Origin of the sequence: Paenibacillus sp. ACRSA (genome assembly GCF_022346845.1) — a bacterium.
GTDB lineage: Bacteria > Bacillota > Bacilli > Paenibacillales > Paenibacillaceae > Paenibacillus.
In genome coordinates, this window is the sequence record NZ_JAKRNP010000005.1 from 455,470 (window position 1) to 469,549 (window position 14,080).

Annotated in this window: 12 protein-coding genes and 2 pseudogenes; 9 read left to right on the top strand and 5 right to left on the bottom strand. The window is 40.1% G+C overall.

Annotated elements, in window-relative coordinates; translation table 11 throughout:
* The first annotated feature begins 401 nt into the window (after positions 1–401).
* The 5 genes from MH215_RS17700 to MH215_RS17720 all read left to right on the top strand — a co-directional run bounded on the left by MH215_RS17700 (position 402) and on the right by MH215_RS17720 (position 6,270).
* Positions 402–2,456: a methyl-accepting chemotaxis protein gene (locus MH215_RS17700; RefSeq protein ID WP_481857452.1), complete on the top strand. Its 2,055-nt coding sequence runs from the start codon at positions 402–404 to the stop codon at positions 2,454–2,456.
* Positions 2,457–2,712: 256 nt separating this feature from the next.
* Positions 2,713–2,895, top strand: coding sequence for a hypothetical protein (locus tag MH215_RS17705; RefSeq protein WP_239291967.1), 183 nt, complete (start codon positions 2,713–2,715; stop codon positions 2,893–2,895).
* Between the two features lie 221 nt (positions 2,896–3,116).
* Positions 3,117–4,013, top strand: coding sequence for a carbohydrate ABC transporter permease (locus MH215_RS17710; protein WP_239291977.1), 897 nt, complete (start codon positions 3,117–3,119; stop codon positions 4,011–4,013).
* On the top strand, positions 4,013–4,888 hold the full coding sequence (locus MH215_RS17715; protein ID WP_239291985.1) for a carbohydrate ABC transporter permease: 876 nt from the start codon (positions 4,013–4,015) through the stop codon (positions 4,886–4,888). Before MH215_RS17710 ends, MH215_RS17715 begins: the two co-directional genes overlap by 1 nt.
* Positions 4,889–4,923: 35 nt before the next feature.
* Complete coding sequence (locus MH215_RS17720; RefSeq protein WP_239291988.1) at positions 4,924–6,270, top strand: ABC transporter substrate-binding protein; 1,347 nt, start codon at positions 4,924–4,926, stop codon at positions 6,268–6,270.
* A gap of 326 nt (positions 6,271–6,596) precedes the next feature.
* Here MH215_RS17720 and MH215_RS17725 read toward each other — a convergent pair whose 3' ends face one another.
* From MH215_RS17725 to garR, 3 genes and pseudogenes are all read right to left on the bottom strand, one after another.
* Positions 6,597–7,916 carry a gluconate:H+ symporter gene (locus MH215_RS17725; protein WP_239292001.1) on the bottom strand — a complete coding sequence of 440 codons (1,320 nt, stop codon included), beginning with the start codon at positions 7,914–7,916 and terminating at the stop codon, positions 6,597–6,599.
* Between the two features lie 125 nt (positions 7,917–8,041).
* Complete coding sequence (locus MH215_RS17730; RefSeq protein WP_239292003.1) at positions 8,042–9,478, bottom strand: four-carbon acid sugar kinase family protein; 1,437 nt, start codon at positions 9,476–9,478, stop codon at positions 8,042–8,044.
* Positions 9,465–10,379 (bottom strand): annotated as a pseudogene (gene garR / locus MH215_RS17735) (2-hydroxy-3-oxopropionate reductase); the annotation flags it as partial. The gene MH215_RS17730 and the pseudogene garR, both read right to left, overlap by 14 nt.
* 279 nt (positions 10,380–10,658) lie before the next feature.
* Here garR and MH215_RS17740 point away from each other — a divergent pair.
* Positions 10,659–11,309: a GntR family transcriptional regulator gene (locus tag MH215_RS17740; RefSeq protein ID WP_239292063.1), complete on the top strand. Its 651-nt coding sequence runs from the start codon at positions 10,659–10,661 to the stop codon at positions 11,307–11,309.
* 319 nt (positions 11,310–11,628) lie between these two features.
* Positions 11,629–11,790, top strand: a complete 162-nt coding sequence (locus MH215_RS17745) for a hypothetical protein (RefSeq protein WP_239292016.1) — start codon at positions 11,629–11,631, stop codon at positions 11,788–11,790.
* A 185-nt stretch (positions 11,791–11,975) separates the two neighbouring features.
* Here MH215_RS17745 and MH215_RS17750 read toward each other — a convergent pair whose 3' ends face one another.
* Positions 11,976–12,521, bottom strand: coding sequence for a glutathione peroxidase (locus MH215_RS17750; RefSeq protein WP_239292065.1), 546 nt, complete (start codon positions 12,519–12,521; stop codon positions 11,976–11,978).
* 323 nt (positions 12,522–12,844) lie between these two features.
* On the opposite strand from MH215_RS17750, the gene MH215_RS17755 reads away from it, so the two are divergent.
* A complete protein-coding gene (locus MH215_RS17755) occupies positions 12,845–13,303 on the top strand; it encodes a GNAT family N-acetyltransferase (protein ID WP_239292017.1) in 459 nt (152 codons plus the stop codon).
* A 94-nt stretch (positions 13,304–13,397) separates the two neighbouring features.
* Positions 13,398–13,829 (top strand): hypothetical protein, encoded by a 432-nt coding sequence (locus MH215_RS17760; protein ID WP_239292020.1) that lies wholly within the window; start codon positions 13,398–13,400, stop codon positions 13,827–13,829.
* 140 nt (positions 13,830–13,969) lie between these two features.
* On the opposite strand, the pseudogene MH215_RS17765 reads toward MH215_RS17760, so the two are convergent.
* Positions 13,970–14,080: pseudogene (locus MH215_RS17765) on the bottom strand (IS30 family transposase); the annotation flags it as partial.

Sequence of the window (14,080 nt, forward strand, 5' to 3'; positions counted from 1 at the left end):
TTCCGGTTACATCGCATCATTGGTAAGAAAGCCTGCTTTAGGTTTTTTGGGAGAACATTTCGGATTGCTGAATGCCATGATTGCGGTATTGATTGGTGTGATGATCTCAGGGGCATTGACCCGATCGGCTAGAGCGATAGTCACAGAATAAAAGCCCAATTACGTCATATTTATGATATAATACAGTTCAAATAAGGCTTGTTACTGAATTCTCAGGCAAAACCTATGTATATACATGCTCAAAGTTTCTTTGAGTGTGTGTGTATATGGGTTTTTTTGCGTTTATTGACTTGAATGCAAAGCAAGTTGTGTCACACAATCGGATCATTCCATAGGAACTAGGATTCGGTACAATGACAGCCTGGGGTTGTTGTATCAAGCATAATAGAAAGAGAAAGAGGATGATACACTTGAAGGGAAAAAGTAAAAGATTGTTATCTAACAAGAAAGGACTTACCATTTTCAACAAAATGAGTACTAAACTGATTGTAGCATTTCTTAGTGTTCTCATTATTCCAACCGCACTGATTGGATATTATTCATATCAAAGTGCTAAAGATCAAGTCCAGCAAAAAATGACAGAGCCGATAAACACCATTCTAACTATGACAGGGCAGAACATCGACAACATCGTAGGTGCAAAAGCAGAACTATTACATTTTATAGATACAATGATTGAACCCGGCTCGTTAACAGAGAGCGCAGACATATTTCATACCGAGTTGGATCGATTAACCTCTACATATCCTGATATTATTTCTATAACAATTGGAAACGAACAGGGGGAATATATAGCTGCCCCAGAAATATCCGATTCAAACTATGATCCGCGTCAGAACGAGTGGTACAACAATGGAAAAAGTAATGATGGAAAATTTTATTTTTCTAATATCATGAAAGATGAACTATCCGGTAAAATTGTTGTGGACATATCTAGATCTCTTGGAGAAGGAGAAGGTGTAGCCAATATTAGACTCGACTTGGATGTTCTCGCAAAAGAGTTATCCATCGTAAATGTTGGCGGAAACGGAAGCGTGGTTGTCGTGGACTCCAATCGAACGATCGCAGCTTGGGCAGGTGCGATCACGCAAGGTGGAGGCGGCGAGCTTGGCGGAGAACTTGTTGGTGGAATTCCTCTCCAGCCCAATTCCTCTTTAAGCGCTGATGAACCCATGGCATTTTCCCACTTTGTGAGGACTGACCTTGCGTATGACTTGGAAGTATATACTGGCGTCAATGCTTTAACAGGTTGGAATGTCATTGCTTTAATGGGGCATGAAGATTTTATAGCAGCAGCAAAACCAATTATGGTTACAAGTTATATTGTTATTAGTATTTCCGTTCTTATAGCAGGATTGATTATATTTGTTATTCTAAGATCCTTTATGGTGCCAATGCAAAAGCTTCGCACAGCTACCCGCAATGTCAGAGAAGGAAATCTGTCTGAGCGAGTGGGACTCACAAACAAGGACGAATTCGGGCTTTTGGCAGATGACTTTGACCAGATGACCACTACACTACAATCGGTTGTCAGTGAACTTAATCAGACATCATCTATGCTGAACAATTCTTCGCAAATGATACAGGAGAGCACAGAACAAACCACATTATCTGTTCAACATGTTACTGAGACAGTACAACAAACGGCGGAAACGGCTGTAATCGGAGCAGAAAATGCTGAACAAGCCGCAAATGCAGTTGAAGAAATGGCTCGAGGCATTAGCACAATTGCTGAGTCTGCAGGCGCGATTGTCTATTCAGCAGAGGAGACAGAGCGAGCTGTCGTGCTTGGTGGTACAACCATAACCAGTGTTCGAGAACAGATGGAACAGATTCTTGGAGCTGTCACAGAAACGTCAGCATTGATTAACGAGCTGTCTATGCTCTCAACTGAAGCGAATAGAATGAATGAAGCCATCGCTGATATTTCTCGGCAAACGAATCTGCTGTCTCTAAATGCATCGATTGAAGCAGCGAGAGCAGGAGAGCACGGTAAAGGATTTGCTGTCGTTGCAGGTGAAGTTCGCCAACTTTCACTGCAATCCAAACAAAGTGCAGACGAAATTGGGGAAACAATTGGCAAAATGTTTGATCTAATCGATAGATCCACTTCGTTAATGAACAAAAAGGTTCGTGATCAAGTGGGTGAAGGCATGCGCGTAAGCCAAGAAGCTTCGATTACCATATCGAATATTGAACAGTTTACTTCCCACATTGTCGGTCAAATTCAGGATATATCCGCTGTATCAGAGCAGTTATCGGCAAGCACAGAACAAGTTTCTGCTACAGTGGCCGAGATGGCTAACATATCTAAAGTATCGGCTAGTGGTGCGCAGACTACATCTGCAGCAGCTCAAGAGCAAATGGCGGCGATGGAAGAGATCTCTTCATCCTCATTAAAACTCGCCAAAATGGCCGAAGATATGCAAAAGTTGGTTCAACGTTTTACAGTGTAGGATCAATTGCATTTAATTTCTAAATCTAAATCGCTAACCTAACTGTAGTTGAATAAGCAGCCGTCGTTGAACTGCACTCCACCAATCTACGTATGTAGGAGGGGAGTGCAGTTCTATACGAAACGGCTGCTTTATTATTTTAAACTTAGGAACACGTTAGATGCTTCATCAAGTCAGTGGGATGACTATTTCTTTTTTACATTAGTCAAAAATTGCAGCTCCAGCTGGATCTCCTCTGAGTCTGGACGTGACATGTATGCAATATCCAGTGAATATCCGTCTGGTGAAACAAGATTGGCATCGGCACCGTGCAGGTATTGAAAATCACGAATGGTTTCAGGATTCAGTGAATCAAGACCTGATCACTCATAAAAATCGAGAACATAGTGTGACTTCCAAAGGTCTCCAATCTGCTTTTATGAATTTTTATCATCGTTAAGCCTGTCGCTATTAATAGCGGCCTTTTTTTATTTTAGGAATCAAATTAAGTTCAAGTTCTAATCGCCAAATGTCGGTCTAAATTCGTTGAGGGAAGATCTTATTAATAGACAATCGAAAGTGATTGTTTACAGATCGTAATTATTACGATAAAATATACACTTGTTTTAATAGTAATTATTACGATTATTGGTTGTTGGTACGTATTCAGGAGGGATGGTAATGAAGCACAGTAACACAATTAGAAACAATGCTAAATATGAATGGATACATAAATGGAAGGGCTGGTATTGGATAACTCCAAGCTTGATCGGAGTACTGATATTTTCAATTATCCCGTTTGGACTGGTCTTTTATTACAGCAGTATCCGCAATATTTTCACCAAAGAGTTTGTTGGCTTGCAGAACTATGTGCAAGTACTTCATAACGATGCCTTCAGGTTAGCTGTTAAAAATACTCTGATTTTTACGTTCACCGCTGTTCCGGCTTCAATCGTAATTGCGCTGTTATTCGCGGCAATTTTAGAGTGGTCTATTCCAGGAAAGAGTTGGATTCGCACATTCTTCTTCACACCGATGATGGTTCCCACCGCTTCGGTTGTCTTAATCTGGCAAGCTTTATTCCATGATCGTGGTTATATCAACTCCATATTCTCACTTGGTGGAGGACAGATCGTGCATTGGCTTCATTCGGGTTACGGCATGGTTGTCATTGTATTCATTTTTATATGGAAAACGATGGGATATAACATGATTTTGTTCACAGCTGGCCTCTCTAGCGTTCCGGAAAATCTCGTTGAGGCAGCACGTTTGGATGGTGCGTCTGAACGATATATTTTCCTACGTATTAAACTTCGGTACTTATCGCCAGTGCTGTTCTTCGTTTTGTTATACGCTATGATCTGCTCATTCAAAATATTCAGGGAAGTGTACATGCTCGTGGGGAATTACCCTGCAGATGGTCTGTATATGCTACAAAACTTTATTAACAACACGTTCCAAAGTGCGGCATATCAGAAACTTTCGTCTGCAGCCGTTTGGCAAGCCTTGGTCATGGTCGTGATCATTGGCATACTGTTCGGACTGGAAAGAAAGTTCGGGAAGGAGGTTGAAGACTGATGAAACGAAAAAACGTGCAGCATATCAAAAGGATTATCCTGTTTCTGGGCTTAGGCTTCATGGCGATCTTATTCTTAATGCCGATGATCTTGACGGTTAGCAGTTCCCTCATGACAGAGCAGGAAATTACATATCACTATCAAGCTATGTTGAACCCGGGCAGTGATAAGGAACATGTGTCAGATACCATCTCTCTGTCACTGGTGCCTGAAAGTATGACGACCGATCAGTATGCAGCAACGATCTCCGATTCCACTTTTTTAAAACGCTTTTGGAATTCTGTCATTTTAGTTGTACCCATTACGGTTTTACAGATCATCATTTCGTTGTTTGCAGCTTATGGGTTCGCACGTTATGACGATAAGATCAAACGTATTGTATTCTTCATCTTCATTACTTTGATGTTAATGCCCAATCAAGTGATGTTAGTACCCAATTATCTGGTGGGTCAGTCCATTGGTATAGAGGGTAGTCGTTGGATGGTGATCTTGCCCGGCGTTTTCTCGGTTTTCCCCATCTATCTACTGACGAGAACGATGAGACGAATTCCCAAATCTTATTTTGAAGCAGCCAAACTGGACGGCGCAGGAGAAGTTCAAATCTTCCGATATGTTGTGCTCCCCATGTGCAAAAGTATGATTGTATCTGTCCTGTTACTCGTATTTATTGATTATTGGAATATGGTAGAGCAACCACTTCTATTCCTGAACCCTGAGCAACAGCCGCTTTCTTTGTATCTTTCCAGAACGGGTAACGAGCATCTGGGTCAGACATTTGCAGCAGCTGTCTTGTATATGATTCCGCCTTTGTTGTTGTTTCTATATGGTAGGAAAGATTTATCCAGGGGCATTTCATATGCAGGGAACAAAGAATAAAAAAACACTACTCAAATTGAAAGAAGGTAAAAAGAATGAAAAAAATAGCTTTACTACTATTAGTTATGATCATCATGATTGGAACCACTGTGGCATGTTCTTCTCAAAAAACTGCAGAAGAATCAGGTACACAAACGCTTACTCTGGCGACTTGGCACGCAAGTGATGGCTTGTCCAAAGCAGTAGAAGGGTTCAATGCATCTCAGAATAATTACCAGATCGAAGTTAAAGATTATGGAGAATATGATAATTATGATAGTGATGATCAAGCGGATTATGTTAAAGGTCAAACGATGTTGAATATAGATATCGCATCAGGAAATATTCCAGATATTATTAATCTCCATGGCATAGACCGAACCGCTTATGCGAAAAATGGTGCATTTATCAACTTATACAATTTTATAAAATCAGATGAAAAATATAATGAGCAGGCCTTTCTAGCTAATTACTTGCAAGCCAATGAAGTGGATGGTGGACTCTATTGGCTTTCTCCAACATTTTTTGTTGATACTTTATTTGCCAATACCAAATTAACCAATGGTATGACCAAGTGGAGCATGGAAGAGTTTTTGAAAGTCATCCAAACTGTGCACGAAGATCATATCGAAATTATGGGACATCAAAGTCCGACGGAGTTTATGACATTTGTCGGTGCTGGAAATCAGTTTTTGAATCAAGTTCAAGAAACCGTTCATTACGATTACCCGGTGTATGCACAACTATTGGATTTTTCTGCGAAATTGAATGAACACGACCATGATCATGGACATGACCACAGTCATTCGCATGGATCCGGGTCTGCAGACGAAGATGCCAAGAAGTTTCAGACTGGTCAGCGTCTGCTGGTAAGAGGAACCTTTGGTGATTTCAATGAATATTTAGGTTATTTTGCACTTTATGGCGAGCAGCCTGCGACAATGATTGGTTATCCAACCTTGGATGGAGGTAGCGGAAGTTATTTTGGCATGGGACATGATCTATATGCTATTAGTGCAGCTTCGAAATCTTCAGAAGGCGCTTGGGAATATATCAAGTTCGCATTGGGATTGGATGTAGATCAATTAGATCAAGTACCGCAGTTCTCTGTCGTATTGGATCAGTTAGAAAACCAGATTCAAAAGAAAATCGAAAGCTATACGGATGGACAGTATACCTCTCGAAAAGGAGCTCAGCTCCAGCTGAAAAAACCGAATCAAAAAGATGTTGAGGAATTTATGTCCATACTTAAGAACATAAAATCATTTGCGAACTACGAACCCATGTTTGCGACTGAGATATATGCGCTGTATGATGACTTCTATGCAGGTACCAAGACATCAGCTGAGGTTGCTCGAATTCTACAGGATAAATACAAGCTCTATTTCAAGGAAAATCAATAAATGTTAATTATTTTTAGAATTCATTAATCTAACCGCTATCAGTTATAAATGTAGTTCTGTGAAACAAACTAAAAAGAAACCCGGTGAATCGCTTTAATACTATTTTATATTCTTCCATCGTAACCTGACTTCCATATAATTGAACTTTATGATAATTTCAATAACCAGTCTAATGAGATACAAGTTTATGTACATCCCTGAGTCAATTATTTAGTGAAGATTGAACATTATATGCTAAGGTTTTGGCAGAACAGCCAGTTAACAGAAGAGCCCAAGCGGGATAACCCCTGCTTGGGCTCAGTTGCATCAACTTTTCTAATTATTCTTCACATAAACATATCTAGAATCAGGACACCTGCAAGTCCTACCAATGAAATAATCGTGACCATAACTGACCAGGTTTTTATCGTCTTACCTATAGTAAGATTAAAGTATTCTTTGTAAATCCAGAAGCCGGCATCATTGACGTGAGAGAACGTTACGCTTCCTGCACCAGCTGCTAGAACCATGAGTTCTGGACTTACTCCTGTGGCAGCAACCAGAGGTGCGGCAATACCAGCTGCTGTCATCCCAGCCACAGTTGCAGAACCAACGGCAATTCTCAAGATGGCTGCGATTAACCAGGTTAGGATCAGAGGAGATAGAGTGGAGCCTGCCATAAGATCAGAAATATATTGGTCAATATGACTGTCGATCAACACTTGCTTGAACGCACCGCCACCAGCGATAATCAAGAGAATCATTCCGATACCACTTACAGAATCACTTAGAGATTTCATAACCTCTGGCATTTTTTTGCCTAAGTTCAGTCCAAAAGTGAAAATGGCAACCAAGACAGAAATCAACAAAGCGACATTGGCATTACCGATAAAATTAGTTACCGATGAAAATGCTGATTCAGGTGCAAAGATCTCGACAAAAGTTTGAAGCGCAATCAAAATGACAGGTAGAAGTGCTGTGAAAAGACTGATTCCGAATTTAGGTAGCTCTTCTTCCTTAAATTCTTTTGGATTGAATAGACCTTTGGGAATATCGATTTCCAAGGCTTCTTTCTTAAATAACCTCGTATATACAGGGCCGGCAAGGATGAAAGCAGGGATCGCAACAAGTATACCTAAGATCATCGTTAATCCGATATTGGCTCCAAAAACATTAGCAACGGCTGTAGGGCCAGGATGCGGAGGTACGAATCCGTGCATGGTTATAAGTGCTGCAATAACGGGCATTCCGAGATATAGAACAGGTACTCGTGCAGCTCTGGCGATGGTAAATACCAATGGAATTAACACGACCACTCCCGTTTCAAAGAATAAAGCGATTCCAACAATAGCTGCTGTAATAACGGCTGCCAGCTGAGTACGTTTTTGACCAAAGGCACTAATCATGGTTGTGGCAATACGCTGAGCACCACCAGAATCGGTCATTAATTTACCGAGAATTCCTCCAAATATGATGATCATCGTTAAATGACCGAGTGTTCCGCCTAAGCCAGCTTCGATGGACTCGACAGCTTGAATCGGAGTCATTCCTTCCAGTAAGCCAACAGCTAAGGAAACAATAATTAATGATATGAAAGCGTTTAACTTAAAAGCCATCATTAATATAAGTAATATAATGACTCCTAATGTGACTGAGATAATTGGCATCTAATTTCCTCATTTCTGTATTTGCTTGATAAAAGAGACCGGATGATAAGGAGCGCACTAATTGTTTATATTGCTTTGTTATTAGTGTTGCTCCTCACAGTCTGGTCATACTTACGGTTTTCGAATTACTTCGTACTCAACAATTCAACAACTTCCCTTAGATCGGTTACAGTACCCACATTTCCAGGGAAGATGACATAGGAGATTCCCGGGAATTTACTTTCATCCCCAGTTGTCCACACGGGAATGCCAGGTCGAATCTGTCCGGCAACAGTAGCTCGTTTGACTTCCAGTCCGTTCGTTCCAATATCGCTTGAGGTAATGCCACCTTTAGCAATGATATAGGCTGGTCGTACTTCTAATCGTTTAACAATACTCGTAACTGCATCCGAAATTTTGACGGATAGTTTCAATTCATCTTCTTTTCTATCCTCTCCAAGGTCTAATCGCTCTCTTTTGGTATAGACAGCCACATTTTTACCTTCGAGGATCAGTTGGTTGGTTGTTTCAACAACTCTGTTAAGCTCATTATCAAATTGATCGGGTTCCAGAACAAGGTGAACGTTAAATTCAACAAATTCTACTACACTGGACTTTTTCAGTTCTTCAAACTGTTCCGTCGTTTTTTTGACATGTGATCCGATAATGACTAATCCGCCATGGTTTGTATTGTCACTCATCATTTCTTCACGCGTGAGCAGACTTTTGTTACTAACGCCTCCCATGACCTTCGTAAGTGCAGCAGCACTTCTAAACATAAAATGTTTACCTTTATTGAAGGCTCGAATCAAAGCAATGGTGAAGACTTGAACATCCGAATAGTCAACCGCATTTACGATAACTTTATTAAAGTTCTTAACTTTTAACAGTTGCTGTTCAATGAGATCGATGTCCATGGCACGAAGGCTTTCCAGCGAGATGTAAGTCATCTGATCGGCTTTATACTGCCCATTCGATTTTTCCTCTGCCCACTCACCTAAATGTGATTTGGTGTAACCAAAGGTGCGATCCTTGGCGAATTCGGTTTCTCCCGCAGGAACCAATTCCGTATCATATTGAACATAGTGAACATTATCGATGGTGAAGCGTCCGCCTTCTTTGAAGAAGGGGAGAAGTATTTCACCGTCAAACCGTATATTTGACTTAGCTTCAACGGTGTCTTTTAACACTTCAGTTTCAAGTGGATAGTGACCTCGAAGTGTAGAATCACCACGGCTTATAATCGTGAATTCGCAATTGTTTCTTTTAGCAGCTTCTACGATATTAGCAGCAATTTCTTGGTGTGCTTTTGTCGTCTCAGTAGCTGTAAACCCACGTGAGTTGGTGAGGATAAAGAACATCGAATTGTCTTCCTGAAATCCTCTGTCGATACTATCTACGGACCAGTCCGTATAGACCGAGATGCCATGTACAGTTTGAACGCCGGTTGGATCATCATCCAAAACGATAATTTTACGATTAAAGTGTTGAAGTTCTTGATCAATTATTCCATGAATAAGGTTCGTATCAGGAGAAGGAATTCTACTGAAAACCTCTTCTACAGACCGGTTATTTGTTTTCATGGCCAAGACCCCTTACTTCGACATTTGCTAATTTTTCATAATACTGTACGATCCCGCCGTGGTCGTCCATTAATTTCCCGTCCACCTTTAGGGCATGGAACATTTCTAACAAGTGGCTGGATAGGGGAAGAGGTACGCCAATCTCATGAGCCGTGTCCATTACGTTTGTAATATCTTTCATATTGATCGCGATCGTACCTCCTGGAGCAAAGTTTCTTTCCAGAATCAGTGGAACTTTTGCATCAAGAACGGCACTGCCTGCTAAACCGCCTCGAATCGCCTGATACATTTTCTCGATATCAATCCCTGCTTTAGCAGCCAGGACAAGCGCTTCGGACATCGCAGCAATATTTAAGTTAACAATGATCTGGTTAGCGAGCTTCGCAGTAACTCCGCATCCACTATCTCCAACCAAGGTGACCGCCGTCCCCATATCAAACAACACGGACTTAGCTGCTTCGAATACGCTTTCTTTACCGCCCACCATAATTGCTAAAGTACCATCAACTGCTTTAGGCTCTCCGCCGCTAACGGGTGCATCCAAAAATCCAACGCCTTTTTTTGCTGCTTCTTCTGCAAGAGCAATGGAAACGGCAGGAGTGATGGAGCTCATATCAATAATAATAGAACCTTCTTTTGCTCCGGATAAAATACCTTGTTCACCCAAAACAACAGCTTGCACATGTTGGGATGCAGGGAGCATCGTAATGATAATTTCACAATTCTCAGCGACTTCTCTGGCTGAGGAGGCTGCAGTTGCACCGGAATCTAGCAATATTTGAACCGCTTCCTGATTGAGGTCATTAACGGTTAATTCGTGTCCTGCTTTTCTGAGGTTTAGAGCCATCGGTTTCCCCATGATCCCCAATCCAATAAAACCAACTTTTTTAGTCATGATATTTCCTCCTAATACTTTTGTAAGCGAGGGCTTCTATGCCCATGATTGAATATGTTCAATAGACGAGATGTGAAGAACGAAGAAGCGAATTGACGAAAAGAATGAAATTCTTCATCAGCAACCGCTTACATCATTGATTGCGTTTTCATTGTATACTAAAAATTTAAAATTGTATACATTTAAATATATTTTTGTATACAATTTTTAAAATAACGTATACTTTTATTGGTGTATATCGTTTATTGGAATGATTTTATGAACATAATTTGGTACTATATTGATATGAGAAATGAGACAGAGGTGAAGTTTGTGCATGAGAATAATAGTTCACGACCGGCGTATCATCAATGTTATGAAATACTTCGAGACAAGATTTTAAACGGTGAGCTTCCTAGCGGTACGAAGATCGTTGAAGAGAAGCTCGCTACAGAGCTTGGAGTGAGTAGAACACCCATAAGAGATTCGATACGTAAGCTGGAAAACGAAGGATTAATTGTTCAAAAAAAAGTGGTTAAACCTACTGAAAAGGATTTACGTAATTTGTTTAATGTTCGGATATTGCTCGAAGGGTACTCGGCCAAATGTGCAGCGAATTTTTTGAAAGATAACGAAATTGAAGAACTGTATAAGTATGTGGAGATTGGGAGAACGGGAACAAAAGATGAGATTATGTCCGCCAATGAAAGTTTCCATAACGACATTGTAAAAGCGAGTAATAATCCACTCATGATCGATATTATAGACCGGATGCAAGCCATCATTTATCTGTTTAGAAAAACAGTTGTGATCTATAATCGTCCTCACCTTATCGATGAGCACGAAGAAATTTACGAGGCAATTAAGTCTAGAAACGGTGAGCGGGCAGAGGAGTTAATGAAAAAGCATCTAGAAAACGACTTGAACTTTTATCTACATGTAATGAGTAATCAGTGAAGCATTGTCCGAAATCCATGTAGAAGAAATAAAGAGAATAGGTTTATTGCAAATGAGAGCTTTAATTTTATAAAGTTATCATGTAATTGTTTTGTGAGGTAAATGAAATCGCTTTATTCCGGAATAAACACGTTTCATAAATTTACTTACCGAGTGTGTTACTGATAATGTAAGCAAGGCTTGGATAAAGTATTGGAATGGTACATTGTGCTGTCCTCTTTATTCAGGCCTTTTTCGTTTTCTGATAACTACAAAAGACTTGCAGTCTCAGGCTGAACCTTTGCTGGAGGAGCACGTCAAACATATTGGAGGTATTATTATGGTCAAAAAGAAAGTTTCCACAATCATTAGTGCTGCTCTAATTGTCTCTATGATGGCTGCAGGTGTGATAATCACTTTTCAGGGTAAAACAACGTTAGATGTAGCCAAGACAGCAGGGGATAAAAAAGTTGAAGTGATTAAAGGTGTTCAAAGCGCCTAGTGTGTTAGTTAAAGGAAAAATGCTGACTGTAATGATAACTTTAAACACAAAGGTAATACATGAATGAACCTCAGCTTGGCTATCCTCGCTGGGGTTTTTCATGATCTTTTAAACGAAGGTAATAAAGGCACCTTAATACTCATTTTTTTAGGAGGCAGACAAGGTATGGGAATGAGGAGGGAATTTTAAAGCAATGCTTGAATGATTCCTTCCAATTCGGTTGGTTCTGTCGATGGCTCAAATCTTCTACGGACGTCACCATTGCGATCGATCAGAAATTTAGTGAAATTCCACTTGATTCCGTCACCCTCATATATATCGGGATATTTTTCAATTAGAAAATTCTTCATCCACTGACCATTGACCTCTTCTGTGTCAAAACCCTGAAATGGTGCCTGCTCCGTTAAAAATTGGAATATCGGATGAGTGTTTTGTCCCCTAGCTTCTATTTTCTCAAACAACGGGAACGTTATCTTAAATTCATCCTCACAATAAGTCTTCACCTCTGTATTCTCCCCAGGTTCTTTGTCATTAAATTGGTTACATGGAAATCCTAGAATTTCCAAACCATCACTTCGGTATTTATCGTATAACTCCTGAAGAGTTGTGAACTGACGGGAGTAGCTGCACTTACTTGCCGTATTGACAACAAGTAGGACTTTTCCACGGTAGATTGCTAGATCAGCCGGCTTGCCGTCTATCCGATTAATTTCCATATCATAAAAAGCCATTTGATTTCTCATATTTAGTCCTCCTAAACTATTCAAGTAGTGACATAACCATCATAAGGCAAAGTTCCTCATTGGAGAAATATATAATATATATTATCTTGATAGATAAATCCTATAAATAATGAACTAATGGGGTGTGTAATTTCTTTTCATTTTATAATATGTAAGATAGAATGAGTACATAATAGAAACTTGGTTTCATTGGATGAAACAATACAATGAGAAGTATTATAAAAATACCGATAATTGGTATCTGAACAAACAGATGCTCCTTACTTTAATGAAGAATTACTGTGAAAATTCATATCTTACTGGAGGTATTTATGAAGTTTAGAACTGCTACTATAGAACATCTTCCTGCCATCGTTCGATTGTTAGCTGACGACGAATTTGGTGCTACTCGGGAGCGCTATGAAGAACCATTACCCCTAGAATACATCGAGGCTTTTGCGAAGATTGAAGAACAGATCGGCAATTCAATAATCGTTGCTATAGACAATGATAAAGTGATCGGTTGTCTGCAGCTCACGATTATCCCAGGGATAACAAGATTGGGTACAATACGAGGTCAGATTGAAGGTGTTCGTGTTAGCCATGATTATAGAGGTAAAGGTGTTGGCGAGTCGCTATTTAACTATGCCATCGATCAGGCTAAAGCTAAGGGATGTGAAATGATCCAATTGACGACAGATAAAAAGCGTAAAGATGCTCACAGATTCTATGAACGTCTTGGATTTGTTGCTAGTCATGATGGGATGAAGCTAATCATCAGTAATGAGTAGGTCAACTAACGCTTGGAGTACAATAGGTGAGTTTAAAAATAATTCTATTATACACGCAAGATCCTACAGTCCACCACACAGCAACGTGCTCTAATTGACGATAGATTCCATACTTATTCAGTATGCATTTAGCGAGCAGTCCTCAGCTCATGAGTTGATCGAGTTTACGTTAAAGTCGCTGCGGGACTTCTTACCACTTACGGGCTTCAAGATTATAAAATCTCGTAAAGCACTTGAGATGAAAACACAGGGATTCATGATATCCATCTTTCTACAGGCTAATAGACACAATCTAGCAGGAACGAGCATAGAAGTCATGGTGCACTGTAAAGTCATGCATAACAAGCGAAAGGCTCATACAGGATTGCCGGAAACCTACTACCAGCACTCTCAGTTGATCTGGAATGAGTTGTTCGGAAAAAGCATTATGACGATGCGGTTATCAAATTTCAAACGGATAGAAACAGTCCAATCAGAAATGGAGAAGATTAGGCATTTTGACGGTGAGCAAGGCAGAGAGCCGTGAAATTTGAGATTGATTATTTCCACAGTGATCCCATTGGTAAGAAACCTGAAGAATTATTGAAACAAGAAGTATTTTACATTCAGTAGACTCCACTCCGTAGAGTAGACTACAAAAGTGGAGTTTTTTTATTTGACGAATTGTCAAGCCAAGTGCGACAGTTCCTTTGAAAAAGATTCGTGAGCGGTTTTCCATCCCAAACATTTACGGGGTCTGTTATTGATTAAATCGAGTGAACGGGCAAGCTCGTCATC

Coding starts and splice junctions, on each gene's coding strand:
- MH215_RS17720 (WP_239291988.1), top strand. CDS start 4,924: ATGAAAAAAATAGCTTTACTACTATTAGTTATGATCATCATGATTGGA.
- MH215_RS17730 (WP_239292003.1), bottom strand. CDS start 9,478: ATGAAAACAAATAACCGGTCTGTAGAAGAGGTTTTCAGTAGAATTCCT.
- MH215_RS17745 (WP_239292016.1), top strand. CDS start 11,629: ATGGTCAAAAAGAAAGTTTCCACAATCATTAGTGCTGCTCTAATTGTC.
- MH215_RS17750 (WP_239292065.1), bottom strand. CDS start 12,521: ATGGCTTTTTATGATATGGAAATTAATCGGATAGACGGCAAGCCGGCT.
- MH215_RS17710 (WP_239291977.1), top strand. CDS start 3,117: ATGAAGCACAGTAACACAATTAGAAACAATGCTAAATATGAATGGATA.
- MH215_RS17700 (WP_481857452.1), top strand. CDS start 402: ATGATACACTTGAAGGGAAAAAGTAAAAGATTGTTATCTAACAAGAAA.
- MH215_RS17715 (WP_239291985.1), top strand. CDS start 4,013: ATGAAACGAAAAAACGTGCAGCATATCAAAAGGATTATCCTGTTTCTG.
- MH215_RS17755 (WP_239292017.1), top strand. CDS start 12,845: ATGAAGTTTAGAACTGCTACTATAGAACATCTTCCTGCCATCGTTCGA.
- MH215_RS17740 (WP_239292063.1), top strand. CDS start 10,659: ATGAGAAATGAGACAGAGGTGAAGTTTGTGCATGAGAATAATAGTTCA.
- MH215_RS17705 (WP_239291967.1), top strand. CDS start 2,713: ATGCAATATCCAGTGAATATCCGTCTGGTGAAACAAGATTGGCATCGG.
- MH215_RS17725 (WP_239292001.1), bottom strand. CDS start 7,916: ATGCCAATTATCTCAGTCACATTAGGAGTCATTATATTACTTATATTA.